Here is a 23396-nt window from a genome sequence, read left to right as displayed (position 1 = left end):
TTCCGCGCGGCCGAACGACTTCGTGAACGCGTTGTGCCGCTCATGCTGAGGGCATTGCCAGGCGGTACGCTGGTGTTTTCGGTTTCAACTGAGCCTGCGCGATATCGAGGAGCTTCTGTTTGAGCGCGGTGTTGTCGTCAGCTACGAGACGATCCGGCGCTGGTGCGGCAAGCTCGGCGCGAGCTTTGCGCAGGGCGCCAGATGTCGTTCGTGAAATAGAGGCCCGTGAAGGTCGGGAACGACCGATCAGGGTGGCCCGGCAGGTAAAGCGAACGCTCATGGACAGCCCACTCGTCGCCCAGCGTATAGCCCAACGCCGTCATATCCCCAATAAATGCCGCTCGGTTATAGACGTGGAAAGGAGAAAAGGAACCCTCGCCGAGGTTCTGCGTGGTAATGAAGTCCTGGCCAGCGTACAGCGGAAGCTTGTTGAGGAGGATGTGTTTCGGCCTTGTTGCGCATCGCTTCAGCAAGTCACTCGGGCGGCCGTCTTCGAAATACTGAATGGCGCCTGCGGAAATCCAGATGTCGGCGCCGGAAAGCGCGGACTCCAGGTCCTCCACGAAGCTGAGCGCCCGGGCGTCGGTTCGCAGCGCCATCTCTCGCCCTATCGAGGCGATGGCGGGCACCTCGACAATTCGCCAGGTCAGTTCCGGGGGCATCTCGAAGTAGCGTCGATAGGCATAGTAGTGAACGCCGACCGATCCGCCGATGTCCAGGACTCGAGCGGCGCCGTGGCGAATCGCACGCTCGAGCCACCACATCACCGGGTAGTCGTAGGCGAAAATTCGCTTCGTGCGGACCTCAACATATTCGGCGGCCAGTGCAGCGTGATCGAACGCGAGGCTGGGCGGCAACGAGGCGCGTGCTTCCGCGAAGCTTTCGAACAAGCCGTAGCAGGAGGCAAGACCTTCTTCGGACACGAAGTGCTTGCGCCGCCAATGCTCCAATACCGGTCGCATGACCGGTCCCTCGAAGATCTCACGGAGTTGTTGGACCGGGTTGTGGGTAGTCATATGTGTCTCCTTCCTTCTGTTGGCCGCCAAACCTCATGCGGCGGATCAGCTCCTTGAAGTCATTGCGTCACCGAGTCATTCGGGCAATTACGGCATAGCAGCATCACCCTTGCAAGCACGCCTTGCTTCGCTCCTGTTTGTGGTTGGTACGCTCCTCAGCTAAGGCTTTACAGGGGTTGAGGTGTCAACTTGACCGGGCAGATGAACGAACCTGCCGCCCCCAAATGCAGCCCGACCTCGGCGCATGCACGTGCGGGACGAGCGGGGCTCAGCGCGCAGCTTCGATCTTCATGACGGTGATCTTTCCATCGACTTTTTCAGCCAGAAAGCGGACCTTTTCGCCGGCCTGGACCTTGTCCAGCATGGCATCGTCCTTCACTTGGAAAACCATCGTCATGCCCGGCATGTCGAGGTTCTTGAGAGGCCCATGTTTGAGCGTGAGCTTCTTGTTGTCCTTGTCCACCTTGCGGACTTCACCCTCGCTGAGTTCTGAGGCTGCCGAGGACGCAGTGGCGCCGGCGGCAGGCGTTGCGGCGTTGGTGGCGGCCTGGGCTTGAAACACCCCTGACAGGGAGAGTGTGGCGACCGATGCCGCGAGAGCGATGCGAATGTTGATCATGAGAATCCTTTGAATTGAATGAGAGAAAAGCGGCCGCCGATCAATCAGACCTTTGTGGTGTGCGGCGCTCGGGTCAGTGGGTTCGCACTACTTGCGCGCATATTTGTCGGAGGCTTTGGCCACGTTGACGATACCCTTCATGCCGGCGTCGTAGTGACCCGGTTGCAGGCAGGCGAAGTCCACCTCACCGGCCTTCGTGAACTGCCAGACGATGTCGCCCTTGGTTCCAGGGGCGAGCGACACCTGGTTCGGGTCGTCGTGCTCCATCTCGGGGTTCTTTTTCATCAGCTCGTAGTGCTCCTTGAGCTCTTTCTCGGTGCCGAGCATCAGCTCGTGCTTGAGCTTTCCGGCGTTCGTGATGACGAAACGGACCGTATCGCCCTGCCTCACATTGATGTTCGCGGGCGTAAAGCGCATGGCATCGGTCATCTCGATGTTGACGGCTCGAATTGCCTTGGTTGCGATGCCCGGCTTGCCGATGGCGTCTGTTTCATCGTGGCTGTCACCGTGGGCACTGGCGCCTGCGGCCGCGAACGCGGTCAACGCAGCGAAGACTGCATAGCGGATGGTTCTCATGAGAATCCTTTCGTTTGGAGTGGTAGAAAAATCAATGCTCGGAATGCCCGACGGGCTTGCGCACCTGGACCTCGATGCTTTCGGCGGCCATGTTCTGCGCTGGCATGGCCGCGGCGCCGGCGCCGCGCGAGCGAGGTGGCTCCGGCGGCGGTGCGTCGAGTTCGTAGGCCGAGGTCCCCGGCGGATGCCTGAACCAGCCGGGGTTGGCGTAGTCACCGGGCTTCTGGCCCTTGCGCACCTTGACCACGCTGAACATGCCGCCCATCTCGACGGAGCCGAACGGACCTTCGCCGGTCATCATTCGGGCCGTGTTGTCGGGCACAGGCATTTCCATCTCGCCCATGTCGGCCATGCCGCGCTCGCCCATCACCATGTAGTCGGGCACCAGGTTTGCGATCTTCTTGACGACGTCTCGGTGGTCGACGCCGATCATGGTCGGCACCTCGTGGCCCATCGCGTTCATGGTGTGGTGGCTCTTGTGGCAATGGAACGCCCAATCGCCTTCCTCGTCCGCCAAGAACTCGATCTGGCGCATCTGGCCCACCGCCACGTCGGTGGTGACCTCGTACCAGCGAGCGCTCCGGGGGGTAGGGCCACCGTCGGTGCCCGTCACGAGGAACTCGTGCCCGTGAAGATGCATCGGATGGTTGGTCATCGTCAGGTTGCCGATGCGAACCCTCACCTTGTCGTTCTGCCGCACATTGAGCGAGTCGATGCCGGGGAAGACCCGGCTGTTCCAGGACCAGAGGTTGAAGTCCAGCATCGTCATGATCTTTGGCGTCGCGCTGCCGGGCTCGATGTCGTAGGCATTGAGCAGGAACACGAAATCCCGGTCGACCTCGGCGATCAGTGGATGCTTTCCCTTGGGATGCGTGACCCAGAAACCCATCATCCCCATCGCCATCTGCGTCATCTCGTCCGCATGCGGGTGGTACATGAAAGTGCCCGGCCGGCGCGCGACGAACTCGTAGACGAAGGTCTTGCCAGGCTGGATCGGCGGCTGCGTCAAGCCCGTGACGCCGTCCATGCCATTGGGCAGCCGCTGGCCGTGCCAGTGGATGCTGGTGTGCTCGGGCAGCCGGTTGGTGACGAAGATGCGCACGCGGTCGCCTTCGACGACTTCGATCGTGGGTCCGGGCGACTGGCCGTTGTATCCCCACAGATGAGCCTTGAAGCCGGGCGCCATCTCGCGCACCACCGGCTCAGCGACCAGGTGGAACTCCTTGACGCCGCCATTCATGCGCCAGGGCAGCGTCCAGCCGTTGAGCGTGACCACGGGGTTGTAGGGTCGACCGGTGGGAGGCGTCAGGGGTGGCATCGTGTCGGGCCGGGTCTGAAGCACTGGCTCGGGCAAGGCGGCCATCGCCACTTGGCTCACCGAGGCGGCGGCCATCGCGCCCGTGATCGCGCCTGCACCGCTCAGAAAGTTGCGTCTGTTCTTCATGTCGTTCAATGGATGGCTGTCCGCTCAATGCGCGGCGCCGAAAGGGGTTTGAGAGGCCGCGCCGGCCATCGACTCGCCCGTGGTCATGGGCTTGCCGATCACCGATGCGGCGAGCGCTGAATCCGCCAGCCAGAACTGCTGCTGGGCGTCGATGGCATGGGTCACGCTCGCGATCTGGTCGCGTGCTTCGGCCAACAGCTCGAAGACGCCGATCAGCATCCCGTTGTAGCGGAGGACGTTTTCCTCGGCCATGGACTGGCGCAGGGGCACGATCTCGTCGCGGTAATGGCGCGCGATGTCATAGGCCGTTCGGTAGGCCGAATAGTCCTCGCGCAATTGGGAGGTCGCGCCCCGGACTGTGGCGTCATAGCGGTTGGCCGCCGCCAGCGTCTGCGCATTCATCGCATCGCGCTGGGCAGAACCCCAGTCGAACAGCGGCAGCCGGATATCGAATTCGAACCCGCGGCGGGTACTGCGCGTCCCGCTGTCGAACACCGTGTCGCGCCGCACGCCGGCGTCTACGTCGACGAAGGTCGACAGCAGATCGATGCCCTGTGACTTCCCTGCTACATCGAGTTGCGCCCGGGCCAGCTGCACGTCGAGGCGCTGCTGGCTGGCAGTGCTCGCGACCTCGCGCGCGTCGCGTGGCGATTTTGGGAGATCCGGAAGGCGCTCGGGCAGCTGCAGCCTGGCGGCCTGCGAATCGTCCAGGCCCAGGCCGCGGACCAGCGCTTCGCGACTGGCCGTGACGGCGTGGCGCGCTGAGGCAAGCTGCGTCGTGGCGTCGGCATAGAAGACCTGCTGGCGCGCGCGCTGAAGCTTGCTGAAGTTGCCGATGAGCTGCATGCGTCGCGCCAGCTCGGCGCTGGCTTCGGCCGACTGGTTGACCTGCTCCGCGTACTGGAGCGACTGCTGCGCGGCCACCGCCCGCACCCAGGCCTGCTTCACCTGCGTGACCTGGTCGACCACCGCGCCCGTGAGTTGAATCTTGGCCTGGGCTGCCTGGCTGCGCGAAATCGAAAGCCGTTGCGGAAACAAGATGAGATCGACCAAGCCGAAGGACAACAGGCGGTCCAGCTCGAGCTCACTGTTCAGGCGCATGCGCTCGAAGGTGAAGACCGGGTTGGGCAATCGACCGGTCTGGTTGGCTGAGGAGATGGCGGCCCCGCTTTGGGCGATCAGCGCCTGGACAGAAGGACTGTTCGCGAGTGCGAGGCGCACGGCGCCGTCCTCTGATAACGGCTCGCTCAGCAGGTCGTCGGCGAGCGCCGCGCGGGCCTCGCGCTGTGCCTTCGTTCGACTGAGCTCGAGCTTTCCGCCAGTGAATTGGGATGCGGAGGAATTCGTTTCCTTCAAGGCGTCATCGATGCCGACCGGCGCGCACCCCATCAGGAAGGCGGCAGCGAGCGCGCCCGCTGTGAGGCGCAGCACGCGGCTCATGGCTTTTCCTTCGCAGGCTCGGTCATCGGCATCGACATCGAATGGGCAGCGCGCGGATTGACGCCCTCGGCGGGGGTGTCCCGGGCAGGCTCGTCCTTGGACCCTTCCGAGGCCTCCTTGGCGTAAGCGCGCCAGCCGCCGCGCTGGTAGACGGTCTTGTTGGCCTGTTGCCAGGGGATGGGCTTTTCCTCGGCGAATGGCTTGTAGCCCTCCATGGCCGAATGGAAAGACAGCGAAGGCGCCGGCTCGACCGATGCAGAAGAAGGCGTAGGCGCGTTGGCCTGAGCGGCGGCCGTCAAGGCCACGAGGGCGGGCAAAGCAGCCAGCCAACGGGCCGGCGACGAAGTGAACATGGAATCCTCGCGATGTTCATGAACGAAGTGCCGTCAACGAACCCCGAAGGGCGTGACGGCGACGAACGATGAATGGCGTTCAAGGGCGCGAGCAGCAACGCTGCCCTGCGTGAACGCAATCAGGCGCGAGGAGGTTTGTCGAGGACGCTGGGCGAGACAGTCGCCATGACGTCAGAGGGTTCTGCGAGGTCAGCCTGAGGAAGGCTGTTGCTCTCGACGGCCGAGAGCGTCGTGGTGAGTGCCACGGCGTGGCATGCACTGCACGTGCCGCAGGTGCTGCACGCGTGAGATGAATCCGGGAGGTCGCCTACAGCGGCGTGGTCGACCTGCTCAGCTCTGGCGGTGGGGTCCGAATGAACGCTGGAGCCTGAGTCCGCTTTGGCGTGATTCGCTGTCGCATGGTCTGCCGCGGCGTGATCGTGTTTCGCGTGGTCGTGAGAGACACCGACCGACGATGTTTCAGGCAAGGCTCCTGTCTCACAAAACACCATGGCCGCCGCCGCATAACCCTGGAAGGGCACAGCGAGCATGACGAGCCAAAGCAGAATTGCGCGGAACCGGACCATTGGCACGGATTCTAGACTCCGACGGCAATTTCGCGCCACCACCCCCATGACCACAAGAGACGCTGGCAGCACCCTGCGCCAAATTCCGACCGGCATCTGGGTGCTGGATTTCGTCATCGTGTTGGCCGGCATCGCGTTGGCACTCACGGGAATTGCCATGCGAGTCGGAAAGAGGACGGCCAACATTTGACTTGCAGCTCTCTTCGCCTGCGAAGCCGCCCCGCGGTGACGCGCCTGGCAGGAAGGGCCGATGCCGACACACGGCCGACAAAGCACGCAAAGCAAGAAATAGAATCCGCCGGATGGCCGACATCCAAACCGAACTTGCAGGGCTTGCCCGGCATCTGGAATGGCGGCGTGCAGCCATCCTGCAGATCTGGCGCAACACGATCAGACGCGATCGCAGCCTGACCGCGGGCGACGCACTTCCGCGTGCCCAGTTGAATGATCACATCCCCGAGGTTCTGGCCGCATTCGAAAGGCAACTTCGAGAGCCCGACGCCATCTCCAAGGGTGCTCGACCGAGCAAGGGGGGCGACGAGGCTGCTGCCCACGGTTTGCATCGCTGGCAGCAAGGCTATGACCTGCGAGAAGTGACGCGCGAATTGGGCCTGCTCAATGAGGTCATGGTGGCCGAGCTGGACGCCTATGCGCAGTCCAAGCACGCATCGCACGACGTCATGGCCGCCGCCCGCCGGGCTTGGGCAGCCACCTGCACGATGGATGTGGAGGAGAGCACTTCGCAGTTTTTCCGTCTTCAGCGTCTGGAGGCTGCTGGACATGTCCAGGATCTCGAACAGGCGTTGCGGGATATTGGCGAGTTGGATCAACAGCGAGCGGAGCTCTGGCGGCAGATCGCGCACGACCTCCGAGGCAATGTCGGGGTCGTCGCCAGCGCCGCGCACGGCCTCACGCTCAAGGATGCGCCCGCGGAATATCGGGAACGGTTTCTCCACATGTTGGAGCGCAACATCAAGTCGTTGCGACATCTTCTGGATGACGTCACCAGCCTCACGAAATTGCAGGCCGGAGGAGAAAAACGCCAGCTCGCGGAAATGGATGCGGCATCGCTTCTGAGCGAACTGTGCGAAGGCCTCCAGGCATTCGCCCACGCGCGCAATCTGTATCTGCGTGTTGAAGGTCCAGCTCCCTTCTGGGTCGAAGGGGACGCGCTCAAAACCCGGCGTCTCGCGCAGAACCTGATCTTGAATGCCCTGAAGTACACCGTGACGGGAGGCGTGACGGTGACCTGGAGCCTTGGTGATACCGAGGACAAAAAGCGGTGGGCCCTGACGGTGCGAGACACGGGCCCGGGTTTTCGGGCCGACCCCGGCAGACCAGTGGCAGGCGCCCTCAAGGAGGCGACGGAACTCACGCATGCGGCCGACGCCGGGGATTCAGTCCATTCTTCCAGCGACCCCCAGTTGTCGCATTTGTCCAAGGAGGATCGCCCTGTTCGTCAAGGACCCGGCGAGGGAATAGGCCTGTCGATTGTCAAGCGGCTATCGGATCTGCTGGACGCATCGGTCGAAGTGGAATCCGCTGGCGCCAGCGGGACGACTGTGCGCGTTCTGGCACCGGTGAGGTATTCGGAATAGCGCGTTCGCCAACGCAGAGACTCACGAAGGAAGATGGAATGAATCATCGATCACATGCGCGATACGGAGCGGTTGCCCAGGCGTTTCACTGGGCCACCGCGATCCTCGTTCTCGCTGCCTTCATCTACGGGCCCGGAGGGTCCGAGCAGCGCGTGTACTCGCCAGCTTTCGATTCCGGCCGGCGGCTCCACGAGACACTGGGATTTTGCGTGCTCGTACTCGCTGTTTTGCGGGTGCTCTGGCGCTTGGTCGACACACACCCAAACCCACCTGAGGTCTCGCGCTGGATGGGCATCGCCGCGAAGGCTGTGCAAGGAGGGCTCTATCTGCTCCTTTTCGCTCTGCCGTTGACCGCGATCGCCGGTGCTTGGCTAGAAGGACATCCCCTGACATTCCTCGCCGGCTTGCAGATTCCATCCCCCCTCAGTGCCTCGCACAATGCGGGCGCGAAGATCGCCAACATACACACATGGCTAGGCGATGCGATCCTGTGGCTTGCGGGACTTCACGCGCTTGCGGGGCTCTACCATCACCTCGTTCTCAGGGACGGTGTGCTCGTCTCCATGTTGCCGCGATGGCTTGGATTGCGCCAATTGAATCGGCGTTGAGAAGTTCTTCGCATTCTTTGCCATTCGTTTTACGAGCCTCCCGGTCTCTGAAAAGGTTGGGGGCCAGACGCTACACTTCGGCCCAGATGTCTCGCCGTCGCTCCCTCCCCCGCAGCGCCATCGCCCTGATGGTGATGCTGTCGCTGCTGTTTTCGCAGCTGGCGCTGGCGAGCTACGTCTGCCCAGGGATGTCCGACGCGGCGGTGATGACCGGGATGATGGTCGCGGGCGAGCCTTGCGAAGGCACCGATACGGCCCAGCCGGTCCTCTGCCATCAGCATGCCGCCGGGACGTCGCTGTCGTTCGAGCAGGCGAAGGTGGCCACGCCATCGCTGCCGGCTGTGGTGCAAGTCCTGCTCGTGCCCTTGGTGCTGGACGCGGAAGGCCATGGCCTTCCGCCGCAGAGCGAGCCTGAGCAGCGCCCTCCTCCCGATCCCGTCTTTCTCTCGACCCGCAGACTCCGGGTCTGAAATCTCCGTCGACCGACCGGTGCTGGCGCGGCTCGTCCGCTCGCCAGCGAAGCCCTCGTTCGCCTGCGGAGATCCCATGTTCATCCCTTTCCTGCGCGCGGCCGCATTGGCCGCCGCACTGCTGCCCTGCCTTGCGAAGGCCGCGCCCCTGTCTCTCGAGACAGCCCTGCAACTCGCCGTCCAGCGCTCCGAAGCCGCTCGCGCCGCCCGCGCCGGCATCTTGAGCGCCACGGAAATCGCTCACGTCGCCGGCCAGCTGCCAGACCCGGTACTGCGCGCCGGGGTCGACAACCTGCCGGCGACTGGGCCGGACCGCTTCAGCACGACGCGTGACTCGATGACGATGAAGCGCATCGGCATCAGCCAGGAGTGGCTGTCGGCGGAAAAGCGCGAGGCGCGCCAGGCCGCTGCGCAGGCATCGATCGCCCGGGAGGCGGTACAGGCCCAGATCGCGATCGCCGACACCCGCCTGCAAACCACGCTCGCCTACGTCGATGCCTTCTACGCCGGCGAGACGCTGAAGCTCACCACCTTGATGGAGCACCACGTGCATGAGGAATTCGAGGTCGCCCGCGCCAGGCTGTCTTCCGCGGCTGGCAACAGCCAGGACGTGCTTTCTCTCACCGGCGCGAAGGGCAGTTCGGAAGACGAATCGGCCGACGTCCGACAACAACAGAGTGCCGCCAGGCTCGCGCTCCAGCGCTGGGTGGGCGTGATGCCCGATGATCTGGCGCCCATACAGTTCGCGTCGCTGCCTACCGAAGAGGCCTACGTGGCTGGACACCCCTCGGTCGCTGCCATGCAACAAGACCTCGAGATGGCGAGACAGGTCGCGGCCGTCGCTGCGACCAACCGCAAGCCGAACTGGACCTGGGAGGTCGCCTACGGCCAGCGCACGGGCTATTCGGACATGGTGTCGTTCGGTGTCAGCATCCCGCTGCCGATCGCACCGGGCGAGCGCCAGGATCGGGAAACCGCCGCGAAGCTGGCCTTGGTCGACAGGGCGGAAGCCGACTTGGCGGAGGCGACACGCGCCGCGGCGGCCGAGTACCGGACTCTCGACAGCGACGCCCAGCGTCTGCAGCAACGCATCGGGCGCTATCGCGAGGGCGTCGTCACTCCAGCCGAGCAAAGAACGGCCGCTGCCACCGCGGCGTATCGGTCCAACCGGGCCAGCCTGGTGACGCTCTTCGAGGCGCGGCATGCAGAGGTCGAAGCGCAGCGAAAGCTGCTGATGCTTCAACGCGACCTGGCCAAGGCCCAGGCGCAACTGGCCTTCCGGCCGCTTGCTTCCGAGGTGGCACCATGAAACGCGCCCTGCTCGCGACACTGTCGCTGTCGGCCGTCCTGCTGATCGCCGGCGGCGCCTTCTACGCCGGCCGCACGACGGGCCATGCACCCGACGCCGCCATGACGCTTGCGTCGACACCGGCCGCCGGCACGGACGGCCGCAAGGTTCTCTACTGGCACGACCCGATGGTGCCGGGTCCTCGCTTCGACAAGCCCGGCAAGTCGCCCTTCATGGACATGCAACTGGTCCCCGTGTACGCCGAAGGCGATGCGGGCGCCGGCGGCGTGAGCATCAATCCCGGTGTACAGCAGAACCTCGGCATCCGATACGCAACCGTGCGGCGCGCCGAGGTCTCTTCGTCGTTCGACGCGATCGGCGCGGTGCAGTTCGACGAGCGGCTCGATGTCGCGGTGCAGACCCGCGTCGCGGGCTACGTGGAGCGCCTCTCGGTGCGCGCACCGATGGAGCGGGTCCGCAAGGGCCAGGCGCTGGCCACCATCTTCGCGCCGGACTGGCTGGGTCCGCAGAACGAGCTGATCGCGCTTCAGCGCGCAGGCGTTCCCGCTGATCTCATCGCAGCCGCGCGCGACCGCATGCGGGCCATGTCGATTCCGGCCGAACTCATTCGCCAGAGCGAGAAAGCCGGCACCGCGCAAGCCCGCTTCGTGCTGACGGCGCCGGCCAGCGGCGTCATTGCCGAGCTGGGCGTGCGCGAAGGCGTCGCGGTCACGCCCGGCGTGACGCTGTTTCGCATTGCCGGCCTGGAGAAAGTCTGGGCAGTGGCCGAGATTCCCGAGGTCCAGGCTGTACGCCTTGCACCTGGGCAGAAGGTGAAGGCTGTCCTGCAGGCTGACGCGTCACGGTCCTTCGACGGTGAACTGAAGGAGATCCTGCCGGAGGTCAGCACGTCCACCCGTACCCTGAAGGCCCGCTTCGAGGTCGACAACGCACAAGGCCAGCTCACCCCCGGCATGCTGTTGCGACTGCAAGTGGACGGCACTCGGAGCACGCGCCTCATCGTGGCCTCCGAGGCCGTCATCCGCACGGGCAAGCGCGCAGTCGTCATCGTGCGCAAGGACACGGGTGCGTTCGAGCCGCGCGATGTGTCGCTGGGTGCGGACCTCGGTGACGACATCGAGATCGTTCAGGGCTTGACCGAAGGCGAGCAAGTCGTGGCAAGCGGTCAATTCCTCATCGACTCGGAAGCCCGGCTGCGATCGGTACTGGGCAACATGGCAGCGCCCGCCTTGGCGGCGCCAGGACCGGCTGCGGTGCCGAAGCCGGCCATCGCATCGCACCGCACGCAAGGCAAGGTGGAGAGCGTCGATGCGGACAGCATCACCATTTCGCACGGGCCGGTGGCCTCCCTGCAGTGGCCTGCCATGACCATGGGCTTTGCCAAGCCGGCACCGAACGCCTTCCCCGATATCAAGCCAGGCGATCAAGTCCGCTTCGAGTTCAAGGAGGGCGGATCGACCGGCTACGAGCTGCTCTCCGTGCAGCGGCTCCAGCCGGCGGCAAGACGATGATCGCTGCCCTGATCCGCTGGTCGGTCGGCAACCGCTTTCTGGTGCTCATCGCGACCTTGTTCCTGGTCGCAGTCGGGCTGTGGTCCGCCGCTCGCACGCCGCTCGATGCGCTGCCGGATCTGTCCGATACGCAAGTCATCATCCGCACGCCCTACCCGGGCAAAGCGCCGCAGGTGGTCGAGGACCTGGTCACCTATCCGCTGACCACCACGATGCTGAGCGTCCCAGGCGCAAAGACCGTGCGCGGCTATTCGTTCTTCGGCGACTCCTTCGTCTACGTGCTGTTCGACGACAAGACCGATCCCTACTGGGCGCGCTCGCGCGTCGTCGAGTACCTCAACCAGGTGCAGGGCAAGCTCCCCGCCGGCGCCAACGCATCGCTGGGCCCTGACGCCACGGGCGTCGGCTGGGTCTACGAGTACGCGCTGGTGGACCGAACCGGCCACCGGGACCTCGGGCAACTCCGGGCACTCAACGACTGGTTTCTCAAGTTCGAGCTGAAGACAGTGCCCGACGTGGCCGAGGTGGCGAGCATCGGCGGCATGGTGCGCCAGTACCAGGTGGTGCTCGATCCCGACCGCATGCGTGCGCTGGGCATCACCCAGGCCGCCGTGGTGGAAGCGCTGCAAAAGGCCAACCAGGCCAGCGGCGGCTCCGTGGTGGAGCTCGCCGAAGCCGAGTACATGGTGCGCTCGCGCGGCTACCTGCAGTCGCTCGACGACTTCCGCACGATCCCGCTCTCGGTGTCCGGTGCGACACCCGTGCTGCTGCGCGACGTGGCGACCCTCCAGATCGGCCCGGAGATGCGCCGTGGCATCGCCGAGCTGGACGGCGAAGGCGAAGTGGCGGGCGGCGTGGTGGTCATGCGCTCCGGCAAGAACGCGCGCACCACCATCGAGGCGGTCAAGGCCAAGCTGGCGACGCTCAAGTCGAGCCTGCCCGCCGGCGTCGAGATTGTTCCGACCTACGACCGCTCGCTTCTCATCGATCGCGCGGTCGACAACCTGCGCGCCAAGCTGGCCGAGGAGTTCATCGTGGTGGCGGTGGTCTGCGCCATCTTTCTGTTCCACCTGCGCTCGGCGCTCGTGGCCGTCGTGGCACTGCCAATCGGGGTCCTGGCTGCGTTCATCGTCATGCACTGGCAAGGCGTCAACGCCAACATCATGTCCCTGGGCGGCATCGCGATCGCGATCGGCGCCATGGTCGACGGCGCGATCGTGATGGTGGAGAACGCGCACAAGCACATCGAGGCCTTCGAGACGCGGCACGGCCGGCAGCCGAGCAACGTGCAGCGGTGGCAGCTGGTCGCCGACGCCTCGGTGGAGGTCGGGCCGGCCCTGTTCTTCTCTCTGCTGGTCATCACGCTGTCCTTTGTGCCGGTGTTCTCGCTCGAAGCGCAGGAAGGCCGGCTGTTCGCTCCCCTGGCGTTCACCAAGACCTATGCGATGGCGGCGGCGGCGGGCCTGTCGGTGACGTTGATCCCGGTGCTGATGGGCTACCTGATCCGGGGCCGCATCCCGCACGAGGCCGCCAACCCGGTCAACCGCTTTCTGATGGCCATCTACCGGCCCGCGCTCGAAGGGGTGCTGCGCTTTCCCAAGGCGACGCTGGTCGTGGCAGCGTTGCTGTTGGGGCTGACCGTCGTGCCGCTGATGCGCCTCGGCGGCGAGTTCATGCCGCCGTTGGACGAAGGCGATTTGCTCTACATGCCGTCTGCCCTTCCCGGGCTCTCCGTGTCGAAAGCGTCCGAGCTGCTGCAGCAGACCGATCGCCTGATCAGGACGGTGCCGGAAGTCGCGCGCGTGTTCGGCAAGGCCGGCCGCGCCGACACGGCGACCGACCCTGCACCGCTGGAGATGTTCGAGACCATCGTCCAGTTCAAGCCGAAGGACCAGTGGCGCGCCGGCATGACGCCGGACAAGCTGGTCGCGGCGCTGGACCGCGCCGTGAAGGTGCCGGGCTTGTCCAACGTCTGGGTGCCGCCGATTCGCAACCGCATCGACATGCTGGCCACGGGCATCAAGAGCCCGGTGGGCGTCAAGGTGGCCGGCGCGGATCTCGCCACCATCGATGCGCTGACCACGCAGGTCGAGGCCGCGGTCAAGAACGTACCGGGCGTGTCGTCGGCGCTCGCCGAGCGGCTGACCGGCGGCCGCTACATCGACATCGATGTCGACCGGCTGGCAGCGGCGCGCTACGGCCTCTCGGTGGCGGACGTGCAGGCGGTGGTGTCCACCGCGATCGGCGGCGACAACGTCGGGGAGGTCATCCAGGGCCGGGAGCGCTATCCGATCAACGTGCGCTACCCGCGAGAGGTCCGCGATTCGCTGGAGCGCATGAGAGAACTGCCCTTCGTGACCCGCAGCGGTGCGCAGCTTCTGCTCCAGGATGTCGCGAGGATCCACATCGAGGACGGTCCGCCGATGCTGCGCAGCGAGAACGCGCGGCTCTCGGGCTGGGTCTATGTCGACGTGCGTGGACGAGACCTCCGTTCCACTGTCAACGACATGCAGGCCGCGGTCGCGAAGTCCGTGAAGATGCCGGCCGGCTACGCGGTGTCATGGTCAGGCCAGTTCGAGTACCTGCAGCGCGCGACCGAGCGGTTGAAGCTGGTGGTGCCGGTCACCTTGGCCGTCATCTTCGTGCTGCTGTACCTGCTCTTCAGGTCCTTCGGCGACGCGGCCCTGGTGATGGCGGCCGTGCCCTTCTCGCTCATCGGCGGCTTCTGGCTGGTCTGGGCGCTCGGCCATGCCATCTCGGTGGCCACGGCCGTGGGCTTCATCGCGCTGGCGGGCGTCGCGGCCGAGTTCGGCGTGGTGATGCTGGTCTACCTGAAGAATGCACTCGCGCGGCGCCTCGAGGCCGGCGAGCCGATGAACGACGACACCCTGCTCGCCGCGATCCGCGAAGGCGCCGTGCTGCGCGTGCGGCCCAAGGCGATGACGGTCGCGGTGGTGATGGCCGGCCTGCTGCCCATCATGTGGGGCAGCGGCACGGGCTCGGAGGTGATGACGCGCATCGCCGCTCCCATGGTCGGCGGCATGGTGACCGCACCGCTGCTCAGCATGCTCGTCGTGCCCGCGGCCTGGTATCTGCTGCGCCGGCGTGGTCATGCGAACCGAGCCACTCGACCGCACCGAGTGGCCAAGATCGGATGAGCGCCGCTACTCCGACAGGTCGCGGTGAAGGGCACCAAGTGATTGCATCGGTTGTTCCAATCACCGGGCGATGCTCCAGCTCGTCGACCAGCTCATTCGCTCCGGCGTGCGCCATCCGGTGTTGCTCGCCGCGGAAGGGCCGCTCAACGATCGCCACAGCGATCGCAAGGCCGGCTTCGAGGCCGCCTTGCGCGCCCACGATTGCGTAGTCGACGCCTCATCGTCGATCTTGGCTTCAGCCTCATCGAACGCGGGACCACTCGCGCGGCGCCTCTTCCCGAGCTCAGCGTCCCGTGAAGGCGAGTCACGCGCGGTGAGCCCCGCCGCAGGCTGGTTTTGTCGCAGTAACGACACGAAGCCCAGTGAATTCGTGTCGTCGTCCGCTGTTCAAACGGCCTGGACTTCCTCAAGAAGGAAGAAATGCGACATCCCAATTTTGCTCGTGCCACGGCATCTGGACGTAGCATTGACATGTTTCTACATGTTGACACGGGGGCGCTGTCGGCTAGAGTGAAGCGTGGTTCAAGGAGATCCATCATGGGTGCGATATCAGTCAGAGCTGAGCAGACGGTTCAAGAGTGGGGAAACGGCTTGGCCGTGCGATTGACCGCGCCGGTAGCGCGCGCGGCCCACCTGGTGCGCGGAATGCCGGTCATTGTTGAGGTTGTCGAAGGTGGCATTTTCCTGCGCGTGCAGGGCGAACCGAAACTGTCGTTGGCACAAAAGCTCAAGGTATTCGAGCCATCCAGGCACAGCGGCGAGGCCATGGCCGCGGGGCGGTTGGGGGCAGAGTTGTTCTGATGGCGACGCGCGCGCCTTGGATTCCTGATCGGCGGGACATCATCTGGATCGACTTCAATCCACAGGTAGATCGAGAGATGAAGGACATGCATCCGATGCTGGTGCTGTCCCCGAAGGCATTCAACGATCGTACGAGCATCGTGATCGGTTTGCCCATGACGACAGCGGCATACAACGCCTCCAATCCATTTGCTATCCGGTTTGTCGGGCCGAAGGCCATAGAGAGCTACGTTCTTGCGCATCAGCCCAAGTCGTTCGACTGGCGAGTCCGGCGGGCAAAGGTCCATCCATGGAAGCAGGTGCCCTCACCCGTGCTCGCAGCGGCGTGCGAGGCGCTCAATCAGATCATCGAGATCTGATTGCCATTTCGACCTCGAGCTCGCCTTCAACCGCTCGGCCTTCTCGAGCAGCCGCGCCCACTTGCGCCTCGGGTCCAGTCGCCTGTGCTTGCCCGGCCGCATCGCCACGTGCCACTGCGGGCCCTACGCTGTCGACCACGATGATCAGTTCACCTTGCTCGACGTGCACGAGGTCCGATGCCGCGTTGAGCGTATAGGGCTCAGAACCCGAGCCGCCACTGGGCTCGATGATGGAGAGAAGCGCCATCATGTGCTCGTTGCCGGCGCCGGAGATCAGAAACTCCGACATCCCCTGTCCCCCGAGGCTGATCGGCGTGCCCTGCGCTGCGCGCACCAGGTTGGTCGCGGGCGGGTCGAACAACGAGCCGGGCCGGATGCCGATCGCCTTGCAGACACGAAGCAGCGTCGCCACCGAGGCCGCCACCGCATCGCGCTCGAGCCGGCTCAGGAAGCCGAGCCCTTCTGGACCGAGTTCCTGCGCAGCCTGAATCGCCGGGGCCTGCGCGGCGTGAAGCGCATGGTCTCAGCCGCCATCGGCACGGTGTTCGTACAGGACTCGGCCGATGCAGCGCGGGCACAATGGAGGTCGGTCGCCGATCAGCTCGGAGACAAGTTCCCCAAGCTCGGCTCGCTGATGGACGACGGGGAGAACGACGTGCTGGCCTTCATGACCTTTGCGCGAGCGCGCTGGACGCAGATCTACTCGACCAACCCTCTGGAGCGGCTGAATGCCGAGATCAAGCGACGCACGAACGTCGTGGGCATCATTCCCCAACGACGCCTCGATCATGCGGCTCGTCGGCGCCATCATGCTCGAGCACAACGACGAGTGGTCGCTCAACCGGCGCTACATGCAGTTCGAGGCCGCGGCAATCCTGCCTCGCAATCTGAGTCAGCATACATGCGCGGTGTCTTCGAACGTTGGGAGGGCAAAGACCGATCGATTCGCGACGAAGTAGAACGAGAACGGCTCAGCGGTCAACTCCAGGCTCTGAACCATGCAATGCACGGCAATCGCGCACCACTTGCGGTCCAAGCCGGCAGGGAATTCCCGGCCACTCAGCGTGCCAGACACATCGCACTGAGGAGATCGTGGCGTCGCACGCGGGCAGAGGCCGGGGAGGCTCATTCGAGCGCATCGCCTTGATGGCAGCTGCTTGCGAACGAACATGGTTCCGGGTCAGCGAGGGAATCTGACCGCAGCCGAAGCGATCGATACCGTGTGGCGGGCGATCTCCTCGTTCTCCTGCGCGGGCAGAACGAGCACCGCGCAATGCGCGCCGATGTCATGAAGCGGATTGCGCACCGAGCGGTTGCGTTCGGTGTCGAGGCCGACGCCGACCCAGGACAGACCGGCGCAAATGGTCGCGCGCGCCTCGGCATCGTTCTCGCCGATGCCGCCGGTGAAGACGAGCAGATCAATGCCCTCCATCGCTGCGGCCATCGCGGCCACCTGTTTGCGTACCGAATAGCAGAACATCTCGACTGCCAGCCGCGCCTGCGCGTTCGAGGCCGCGGCCTCGCGCAGCCGCCGCATGTCGCCGCTCACGCCCGAAATGCCGAGCAGGCCCGCGCGCTCGTTGACCAGCGCTTCCACTTGCGCGGCTTTGAGATTCTTCTCGCGCATGAGATAAACCAGCACGCCCGGATCGAGATCGCCCGTGCGCGTGCTCATGACAACGCCGCTTGTCGGCGTCAGTCCCATGCTGGTGTCGACCGAGTGTCCGTCCCTGACCGCGGTCACGCTCGCGCCATGGCCCAGATGGGCGATCACCGTGCGCTGCGGCAGATCCCCGCCCAGTTGACGCACGATCGACTCGCAGGACAGTCCGTGGAAGCCGTAGCGCTCGATGCCCTGCGCGCGCAGTTCGCTCGGGACCGGCAGCACGCGTGCGAGTTCCGGCAGATCGGCATGGAAGCTGGTGTCGAAGCCGGCCACCTGCGGCAGGCCCGGAAACTGCGCCGGGGCATGGCGCACCAGCGACAACGCGGCCGGCACATGCAGCGGCGCGAAGGCGGCGGCGGCCTCGAGCTGGTGCATCACCGCGGCGTCGATCAGGCAGTGCCGGCGCAACGCCGGACCGCCGTGCACGATGCGGTGCCCGACGGCTTCCGGTCCCGGAATGTCGATGGCGGCGAGCAGGCGGCCGATGCGCTCGATCGCTGCCTGCTGACTCGCAATGGCCGCCGTCTCGCTGACCAGCGTCCGGCGCTTCGCATCGTGCGCGCTGAACTTGCCTTGCGCCTCGCCGATCATCTCGGCCTCGCCGGCGACCAGCATGTCGACCGCGGCGGCACCGGCGCGGTAGATACCGAACTTGAGCGACGAGGAGCCGCTGTTCAATGCGAGGACGATCATGCCCACGCGGTCCAGCGCCAATTCCTGACTTCAGGCATGTCCTCGCCATGCTCGCTCACGTGGAGCTTGTGGCGCTCCATCGTCGTCCAGTAGCGCGCGGTCGCCTCTTCCACCTGGTCGCGAAGCCGCGGGATCCGCCGGATGGCGTCGAGCGCGAGGTGATAGCGATCGAGATCGTTCAGCACCACCATGTCGAAGGGCGTGGTGGTGGTTCCTTCTTCCTTGTAGCCGCGCACGTGGATGTTGGGATGGTTGCGCCGCCGATAGACCAGCTTGTGGATCAGCGCCGGATAGCCGTGAAAGGCGAAGATCACCGGCCGGTCGCGGGTGAAGAGCTCGTCGAAGTCTTCGTCCTCGAGGCCATGCGGATGTTCCGAAGCCGGTTGCAGGACCATCAGGTCGACCACGTTGACGACGCGGATGCGGATGTCCGGCACGTGGGTGCGCAGGAGCGTCACTGCGGCCAATGTCTCCAGGGTCGGCACGTCGCCGGCACAGGCCATGACCACGTCCGGATCGCTTCGACCATCGTCGTTGCCGGCCCAGTGCCAGATGCCGGCGCCGGCGGTGCAGTGGCGTATCGCCGCATCGAGAGACAGCCACTGCCATTCGGGCTGCTTGCCGGCGACGATCACGTTGATGTAGTTCCGGCTTCGCAGGCAATGATCCGCCACCGACAACAGGCAGTTGGCGTCGGGCGGCAGGTAGATGCGCACGACGTCGGCCTTCTTGTTGGCGACATGGTCGATGAAGCCCGGATCCTGGTGCGAGAAACCGTTGTGGTCCTGGCGCCAGACATGCGAGGTGAGCAGGTAGTTCAGCGACGCGATCGGCTTGCGCCACGGAATCTGCCGCGTCACCTTGAGCCACTTGGCATGCTGGTTGAGCATCGAGTCGACGATATGGACGAAGGCCTCGTAGCACGAGAACAGGCCATGGCGGCCGGTGAGCAGATAGCCTTCGAGCCAGCCTTCGCACAGGTGTTCGCTCAGCACTTCCATCACGCGGCCGTCGGCAGCGAGGTCGGTGTCGACCTCTTCGACGGCGGCCATCCATGCCTTGCCGGCGACTTCGTAGACCGCCTCCAGCCGGTTGGACGCCGTCTCGTCGGGACCGAAGAGGCGAAAGTTGGCCTTGTCGAGGTTGAGCTTCATCACGTCGCGCAGGAATTTGCCGAGCACGCGCGTCGCCTCTGCGCGCAGGGTACCGGGCTCGGTCACCGCGACCGCGTGGTCGTGGAAGTGCGGCATCGCCAGTGGCTGCAGCAAGGCGCCGCCATTGGCATGCGGATTGGAGCCCATGCGGCGATGGCCGGTCGGCGCCAGCGAGGCGAACTCCTCGCGGAATTTTCCGTTGTCGTCGAACAGCTCGCGCGGCCGGTAGCTCTGCATCCAGTCCTCGAGCTGTTCGAGGTGTTCGGGCTGGCTGCAATCGGCGAGCGGCACCTGGTGCGCGCGCCAGGTGCCTTCGACCGGTTTGCCGTCGACGAACTTGGGACCGGTCCAGCCCTTGGGCGTGCGCAGCACGATCATCGGCCAACGCGGTCGTTGCGGCCTCTTCGCGCCATTGGCCGAGCGGGCTTCGTGCTGCACATGCCGGATCTGCGCGAGCGCCGTGTCGAGCGCGGCGGCGAGCGATTGATGCACGAGCGCCGGATCGTCCCCCTCGACGAAATGCGGCTCATGGCCGTAGCCGCGCATCAGCGCCGTCAGCTCCTCGCGCGTGATGCGTGCCAGCAGCGTCGGATTGGCGATCTTGAAGCCGTTGAGATGCAGGATCGGCAGCACCGCCCCGTCGCGCGCGGGATTGAGGAACTTGTTGGAATGCCAGCTCGCCGCCAGCGCGCCGGTCTCGGCCTCGCCGTCACCGACCACGCAAGCGACGATCAGGTTCGGATTGTCGAAGGCCGCGCCGTAGGCATGGGCCAGCGAATAGCCCAGTTCGCCGCCTTCATGGATGGAGCCGGGCGTTTCGGGTGACACATGGCTGGGAATGCCATAGGGCCATGAGAACTGCCGGAAAAGCCGCTGCAGCCCGTTGCGGTCGCGCTCGATCGCAGGATAGTGTTCGGTGTACGACCCTTCCAGGTAGCTGTTCGCCACGATGCCGGGGCCGCCATGGCCCGGGCCGATGACGTACATCATGTCGAGATCGTTCTCCTTGATCAGCCGGTTGAGATGGACGTAGAGCAGGTTGAGTCCCGGTGTCGTGCCCCAGTGTCCGAGCAGGCGTGGCTTCACGTGCTCCAGCTTCAGCGGCGTTTCGAGCAGCGGGTTGTCCTGCAGGTAGATCTGGCCGACCGAGAGGTAGTTGGCCGCGCGCCAGTAGGCGTCCATCCTGCGCAGGAGATCGGGGGAGAGAGGAGCGGACATGATGGCTTTCATTGCGTCGTTCGAACTCGCTCGTCAGGCATCCGCGCCAGGCTCAGCGAGGTCACGCGCTGAACCCTCCCGAGGACACCTCGAAACCCGGATGGTGCATCAATTCGGTCCCGGCATGGGCCCTCTTGCCGGCACGGCGTCGAGAGCGCTCCACGGCATACGTCGCAGCTCCATGCCGGCGCCATTCAGAGCGTCCCAACCATGGCGGCGACCGTGCCCGCCATCGCCGCCGTGGCAATCCACCCGAGCCAACGCAACCGGACCCCGATCACATGTGCGCCCATGGTCCGTGCGCGCGACGCCAGGAGCATCATGACGGCCATGATCGGCACCGCGATCACTCCGTTGATGACGGCCGCCCAGAACAATTCCCTGACCGGATCGGCCGGAGTGAAGCACAGAAGCACGCCTCCCACCGTGGCGGCAGCAATGACGCCGTAAAAGCCGCGGCCTTCATTCCTGTCCAGACGCAAACCGAGGCTACCCTGCCAGCCGGCGGCTTCGGCGATCGCATAGGCCGCGGAGCCGACCAGGACCGGTACCGCCAGCATCCCGGTCCCGATGATCCCAAGACTGAACAGCAAGAACGTGAATTCGCCGGCGAGCGGACGCAATGCCTCGGCCGCTTGCGCCGACGTCTGAATGTCGGTGATCCCTGCAGCGTGCAGCGTGGCCGCCGTGCTCAGGATGATGAAGAAGGCGATCAGGTTCGAGAAGCTCATGCCGATGAGGGTGTCGATCTTGATGCGACCGAGATGACGGCGCACGGCCTTGGCCGTGTGCAGCGCGCCATGACTGTCGTCTTCGATCTCCTGAGCCGCCTGCCAGAAGAACAGATAGGGGCTGATGGTGGTGCCGAAGACTGCGACCACCATCAATACGACATCGTGGGCGGATGACCCTGCGGGCAAGTGCGGCACGGCCACTTCACTCAGGACCTGCTGCCAATCGATATGCAGCGTGAACGCCACGCCTGCGTAGGCCAGCAGCGTGAGCGTGAGCCACTTCAACCACTTGACGTAGCTCTTGTAAGGCAGGAAGACCTGCAGCAGAAGGCACGACAGGCCGAAAGCCACTGCATAGAGACGCGCCGAGCCTCGGACAAGAAGTTGCAGGGCCCCGCCCATCGCGGCAATGTCCGCGGCGACATTGAGTACGTTGGCCACCACCAGCATGCCGACCACCGCATACAGCACCCAGCGCGGAAAACTCGCCTTGATGTTGGCTGCGAGGCCGCGGCCGGTGACGTAGCCGATGCGCGCGCTGACGATCTGAATGGCAACCATCAGCGGCAGCGTGAACACCACGGTCCACAGCATCGAGAGCCCGAACTGCGCACCCGCTTGTGAGTAGGTGGCGATGCCACTGGGATCGTCGTCGGCCGCGCCGGTGATCAGGCCCGGGCCGAGGCGGCGCCATCCGAGACCCGGCCCGAGCCGTCGATGGGATCGCCGCGTGTCGCGTTCTCCAAGCTCCATTGAAGCCACGCTGGACCGCGCGACACCCGCGTCGGAAAGCGGCGTCACACGATGACTTTCTCTTGCGCGAATTGAAAGAGCCGCGCGCTGGAACGGGAGGATATGTGCTGGGGCATGCTGGCATGTTTGCAGGCGATGCCGTTCCGGATTTGCGCCAGATCAAGAAAGGCAGACGAAGATCGCTTGATCCAACGCAAGCCGTGGGCTTCCAGTGCCGACTAGCCTCAGGACATCACTCAGGAGTCCACATGGCGCGACCTTCCTTGCAATTCCGACAGGCATGCGCTGCGCTGCTCGAGGCAGTTCGGGCTGCTCACAGAAGCTCCGCAGGCTATGGAATCGGTCCGCGGAATCTGGATGAGGGCACGACGCCACCGCGTGCGAAACTTTCGACGGAACCGGGGAGGAAGGTCGAGGCCAAGGAGCGGGATGAGGCATCCACACGGCCGCGGAGAAAGACCGGCCGCTAGCCGCGGCGCCCGTCAGCCGCGACGGACGCCTCCCATCGCCGCAATCGCTCAATGCGACATCAGCACCGGCAGCGTCATGGACTGCAGGATCGAGCTCGTCGCGCCGCCCAACACCCATTCACGCGCGCGGCTATGCCCGTAGCAGCCCATTACGAGCAGATCCGCACTCCGGTCCGCTGCCAGAGACAACAGCCTTCCGCCGACTTCGTCGTCCTGCGGACCACCCTGTTGAAGAGTTGCCGTCACGCCCTGTGCCCTCAGGTAGGCCTGCAGCGCCTCGAGCGAGGATTCGATGTCCTCGCCATAACTCACTACATGCACGGTGGCCGCACGGCGCAACCAGGGGAGCGCTGCCGACACGGCGCGCGCGGACTCGCGCGTCTCCTTCCACGCGACGAGGACGGTGCGACCGATGGGAGCGATCGGCCCCGCATAGGGCAGCACCAGGGCCGGCCGCCCGCTCTCGACCAGCAGGCTCGGCAGGAAGTCGCCGGGCAGTTCGCCGGCCGCTGGATCGCCGGCGTCACGCTGCCCCAGGATCATCAAGTCGCAATACAAGGCCCGCCGCGCGAATCCCCAGGGCGCGTCCCCCATTGGCTCCTCCCACTTGAAGCGCGGTGATCCCGAGCCGACAGCCGTGAATGCCGCATACGCCTTGTCGCGGCACTGCCTGTCGAGGTCCTGCATGATTGCCAGGGCCTGCGCGGCGCCTTCGAGGGCGAAGGGATAGCGCATCAGCGACGACATCATGCACGGCAGACCCGTGACTTCGGCATTGAAGGTCTCGGCCAATTGCCGGGCAACTTTGATCCGCTCGACGACTCGCGCCGAGCTGTCCAGATGCAGCAGGATCGATTTCGGAGTTTGCATGGTGTTCTCC

Annotated in this window: 20 protein-coding genes and 2 pseudogenes; 11 read left to right on the top strand and 11 right to left on the bottom strand. The window is 65.1% G+C overall.

The genetic code is table 11. From position 1 onward, the window contains the following. Positions 1 to 58: 58 nt before the first annotated feature. Positions 59 to 193, top strand: a pseudogene (locus tag E5P2_RS10925) (IS6 family transposase); the annotation flags it as partial. On the opposite strand, the gene E5P2_RS10920 reads toward E5P2_RS10925, so the two are convergent. The 6 genes from E5P2_RS10920 to E5P2_RS10895 all read right to left on the bottom strand — a co-directional run bounded on the left by E5P2_RS10920 (position 138) and on the right by E5P2_RS10895 (position 5448). Next, complete coding sequence (locus E5P2_RS10920) at positions 138 to 962, bottom strand: methyltransferase, TIGR04325 family (RefSeq protein ID WP_232080902.1); 825 nt, start codon at positions 960 to 962, stop codon at positions 138 to 140. The pseudogene E5P2_RS10925 and the gene E5P2_RS10920 sit on opposite strands and share 56 nt — an antisense overlap. 322 nt (positions 963 to 1284) lie before the next feature. Continuing rightward, positions 1285 to 1635, bottom strand: a complete 351-nt coding sequence (locus tag E5P2_RS10915) for a copper-binding protein (RefSeq protein WP_162567099.1) — start codon at positions 1633 to 1635, stop codon at positions 1285 to 1287. Between the two features lie 87 nt (positions 1636 to 1722). Continuing rightward, positions 1723 to 2211, bottom strand: a complete 489-nt coding sequence (locus E5P2_RS10910; protein WP_162567098.1) for a cupredoxin domain-containing protein — start codon at positions 2209 to 2211, stop codon at positions 1723 to 1725. A gap of 31 nt (positions 2212 to 2242) precedes the next feature. After that, a complete protein-coding gene (locus tag E5P2_RS10905; RefSeq protein ID WP_162567097.1) occupies positions 2243 to 3655 on the bottom strand; it encodes a multicopper oxidase family protein in 1413 nt (470 codons plus the stop codon). A 24-nt stretch (positions 3656 to 3679) separates the two neighbouring features. Then, positions 3680 to 5095, bottom strand: coding sequence for a TolC family protein (locus E5P2_RS10900; protein WP_162567096.1), 1416 nt, complete (start codon positions 5093 to 5095; stop codon positions 3680 to 3682). Then, the gene (locus tag E5P2_RS10895; RefSeq protein ID WP_162567095.1) at positions 5092 to 5448 is read right to left on the bottom strand and encodes a hypothetical protein; all 357 of its coding nucleotides are present in this window, start codon (positions 5446 to 5448) and stop codon (positions 5092 to 5094) included. Before E5P2_RS10895 ends, E5P2_RS10900 begins: the two co-directional genes overlap by 4 nt. Positions 5449 to 6060: 612 nt before the next feature. Between E5P2_RS10895 and E5P2_RS10890 the strand changes: the two genes are divergently transcribed. The 9 genes from E5P2_RS10890 (at position 6061) to E5P2_RS10850 (ending at position 15828) form a co-directional block, all read left to right on the top strand. Beyond that, the gene (locus tag E5P2_RS10890) at positions 6061 to 6204 is read left to right on the top strand and encodes a hypothetical protein (protein ID WP_162567094.1); all 144 of its coding nucleotides are present in this window, start codon (positions 6061 to 6063) and stop codon (positions 6202 to 6204) included. Positions 6205 to 6316: 112 nt separating this feature from the next. After that, positions 6317 to 7612, top strand: a complete 1296-nt coding sequence (locus tag E5P2_RS10885; protein ID WP_162567093.1) for a sensor histidine kinase — start codon at positions 6317 to 6319, stop codon at positions 7610 to 7612. 38 nt (positions 7613 to 7650) lie between these two features. After that, positions 7651 to 8220, top strand: a complete 570-nt coding sequence (locus E5P2_RS10880; RefSeq protein ID WP_162567092.1) for a cytochrome b — start codon at positions 7651 to 7653, stop codon at positions 8218 to 8220. 134 nt (positions 8221 to 8354) lie between these two features. Further along, positions 8355 to 8690: a hypothetical protein gene (locus E5P2_RS10875; RefSeq protein WP_232080659.1), complete on the top strand. Its 336-nt coding sequence runs from the start codon at positions 8355 to 8357 to the stop codon at positions 8688 to 8690. Between the two features lie 19 nt (positions 8691 to 8709). Beyond that, the gene (locus E5P2_RS10870) at positions 8710 to 9999 is read left to right on the top strand and encodes a TolC family protein (RefSeq protein ID WP_232080658.1); all 1290 of its coding nucleotides are present in this window, start codon (positions 8710 to 8712) and stop codon (positions 9997 to 9999) included. Continuing rightward, the gene (locus tag E5P2_RS10865) at positions 9996 to 11510 is read left to right on the top strand and encodes an efflux RND transporter periplasmic adaptor subunit (protein WP_162567090.1); all 1515 of its coding nucleotides are present in this window, start codon (positions 9996 to 9998) and stop codon (positions 11508 to 11510) included. The genes E5P2_RS10870 and E5P2_RS10865 overlap by 4 nt, the downstream gene beginning before the upstream one ends. Beyond that, complete coding sequence (locus E5P2_RS10860) at positions 11507 to 14668, top strand: efflux RND transporter permease subunit (protein ID WP_162567089.1); 3162 nt, start codon at positions 11507 to 11509, stop codon at positions 14666 to 14668. The genes E5P2_RS10865 and E5P2_RS10860 overlap by 4 nt, the downstream gene beginning before the upstream one ends. Before the next feature lie 537 nt (positions 14669 to 15205). Beyond that, positions 15206 to 15469 carry an AbrB/MazE/SpoVT family DNA-binding domain-containing protein gene (locus tag E5P2_RS10855; RefSeq protein WP_162567088.1) on the top strand — a complete coding sequence of 88 codons (264 nt, stop codon included), beginning with the start codon at positions 15206 to 15208 and terminating at the stop codon, positions 15467 to 15469. Then, positions 15469 to 15828: a type II toxin-antitoxin system PemK/MazF family toxin gene (locus tag E5P2_RS10850; protein ID WP_162567087.1), complete on the top strand. Its 360-nt coding sequence runs from the start codon at positions 15469 to 15471 to the stop codon at positions 15826 to 15828. The genes E5P2_RS10855 and E5P2_RS10850 overlap by 1 nt, the downstream gene beginning before the upstream one ends. On the opposite strand, the gene E5P2_RS38360 is transcribed toward E5P2_RS10850, so the two are convergent. After that, entirely contained in the window at positions 15815 to 16240 is a 426-nt protein-coding gene (locus E5P2_RS38360; RefSeq protein WP_162567086.1) for a hypothetical protein, read from the bottom strand. The genes E5P2_RS10850 and E5P2_RS38360 overlap by 14 nt on opposite strands. Positions 16241 to 16276: 36 nt before the next feature. Between E5P2_RS38360 and E5P2_RS10840 the strand changes: the two are divergent. Beyond that, positions 16277 to 16787: pseudogene (locus tag E5P2_RS10840) on the top strand (transposase); the annotation flags it as partial. Between the two features lie 221 nt (positions 16788 to 17008). On the opposite strand, the gene E5P2_RS10835 reads toward E5P2_RS10840, so the two are convergent. The 4 genes from E5P2_RS10835 to E5P2_RS10820 all read right to left on the bottom strand — a co-directional run bounded on the left by E5P2_RS10835 (position 17009) and on the right by E5P2_RS10820 (position 23386). Next, on the bottom strand, positions 17009 to 18187 hold the full coding sequence (locus E5P2_RS10835) for an acetate/propionate family kinase (protein ID WP_174262656.1): 1179 nt from the start codon (positions 18185 to 18187) through the stop codon (positions 17009 to 17011). After that, positions 18184 to 20559, bottom strand: coding sequence for a phosphoketolase family protein (locus tag E5P2_RS10830; RefSeq protein WP_162567084.1), 2376 nt, complete (start codon positions 20557 to 20559; stop codon positions 18184 to 18186). Before E5P2_RS10830 ends, E5P2_RS10835 begins: the two co-directional genes overlap by 4 nt. Before the next feature lie 194 nt (positions 20560 to 20753). Next, positions 20754 to 22094, bottom strand: coding sequence for an NRAMP family divalent metal transporter (locus E5P2_RS10825; protein WP_232080657.1), 1341 nt, complete (start codon positions 22092 to 22094; stop codon positions 20754 to 20756). 470 nt (positions 22095 to 22564) lie between these two features. After that, positions 22565 to 23386: a universal stress protein gene (locus tag E5P2_RS10820; RefSeq protein ID WP_162567083.1), complete on the bottom strand. Its 822-nt coding sequence runs from the start codon at positions 23384 to 23386 to the stop codon at positions 22565 to 22567. Positions 23387 to 23396: the final 10 nt, after the last annotated feature.

The organism is Variovorax sp. SRS16, from assembly GCF_901827165.1.
GTDB lineage: Bacteria > Pseudomonadota > Gammaproteobacteria > Burkholderiales > Burkholderiaceae_C > Variovorax.
Note: the sequence above shows the minus strand (reverse complement) of the source record. Positions and strands in the feature narration are given on the sequence as shown.

Bases quoted from the DNA above. Each gene is read 5' to 3' on its own strand.
- E5P2_RS10905 (WP_162567097.1), bottom strand. From the start codon at position 3,655: ATGAAGAACAGACGCAACTTTCTGAGCGGTGCAGGCGCGATCACGGGC.
- E5P2_RS10895 (WP_162567095.1), bottom strand. From the start codon at position 5,448: ATGTTCACTTCGTCGCCGGCCCGTTGGCTGGCTGCTTTGCCCGCCCTC.
- E5P2_RS10885 (WP_162567093.1), top strand. From the start codon at position 6,317: ATGGCCGACATCCAAACCGAACTTGCAGGGCTTGCCCGGCATCTGGAA.
- E5P2_RS10890 (WP_162567094.1), top strand. From the start codon at position 6,061: ATGACCACAAGAGACGCTGGCAGCACCCTGCGCCAAATTCCGACCGGC.
- E5P2_RS10835 (WP_174262656.1), bottom strand. From the start codon at position 18,187: ATGATCGTCCTCGCATTGAACAGCGGCTCCTCGTCGCTCAAGTTCGGT.
- E5P2_RS10900 (WP_162567096.1), bottom strand. From the start codon at position 5,095: ATGAGCCGCGTGCTGCGCCTCACAGCGGGCGCGCTCGCTGCCGCCTTC.
- E5P2_RS10860 (WP_162567089.1), top strand. From the start codon at position 11,507: ATGATCGCTGCCCTGATCCGCTGGTCGGTCGGCAACCGCTTTCTGGTG.
- E5P2_RS10880 (WP_162567092.1), top strand. From the start codon at position 7,651: ATGAATCATCGATCACATGCGCGATACGGAGCGGTTGCCCAGGCGTTT.
- E5P2_RS10820 (WP_162567083.1), bottom strand. From the start codon at position 23,386: ATGCAAACTCCGAAATCGATCCTGCTGCATCTGGACAGCTCGGCGCGA.
- E5P2_RS10865 (WP_162567090.1), top strand. From the start codon at position 9,996: ATGAAACGCGCCCTGCTCGCGACACTGTCGCTGTCGGCCGTCCTGCTG.
- E5P2_RS10875 (WP_232080659.1), top strand. From the start codon at position 8,355: ATGCTGTCGCTGCTGTTTTCGCAGCTGGCGCTGGCGAGCTACGTCTGC.
- E5P2_RS10855 (WP_162567088.1), top strand. From the start codon at position 15,206: ATGGGTGCGATATCAGTCAGAGCTGAGCAGACGGTTCAAGAGTGGGGA.
- E5P2_RS10920 (WP_232080902.1), bottom strand. From the start codon at position 962: ATGCGACCGGTATTGGAGCATTGGCGGCGCAAGCACTTCGTGTCCGAA.
- E5P2_RS10910 (WP_162567098.1), bottom strand. From the start codon at position 2,211: ATGAGAACCATCCGCTATGCAGTCTTCGCTGCGTTGACCGCGTTCGCG.
- E5P2_RS10915 (WP_162567099.1), bottom strand. From the start codon at position 1,635: ATGATCAACATTCGCATCGCTCTCGCGGCATCGGTCGCCACACTCTCC.
- E5P2_RS10850 (WP_162567087.1), top strand. From the start codon at position 15,469: ATGGCGACGCGCGCGCCTTGGATTCCTGATCGGCGGGACATCATCTGG.
- E5P2_RS10830 (WP_162567084.1), bottom strand. From the start codon at position 20,559: ATGTCCGCTCCTCTCTCCCCCGATCTCCTGCGCAGGATGGACGCCTAC.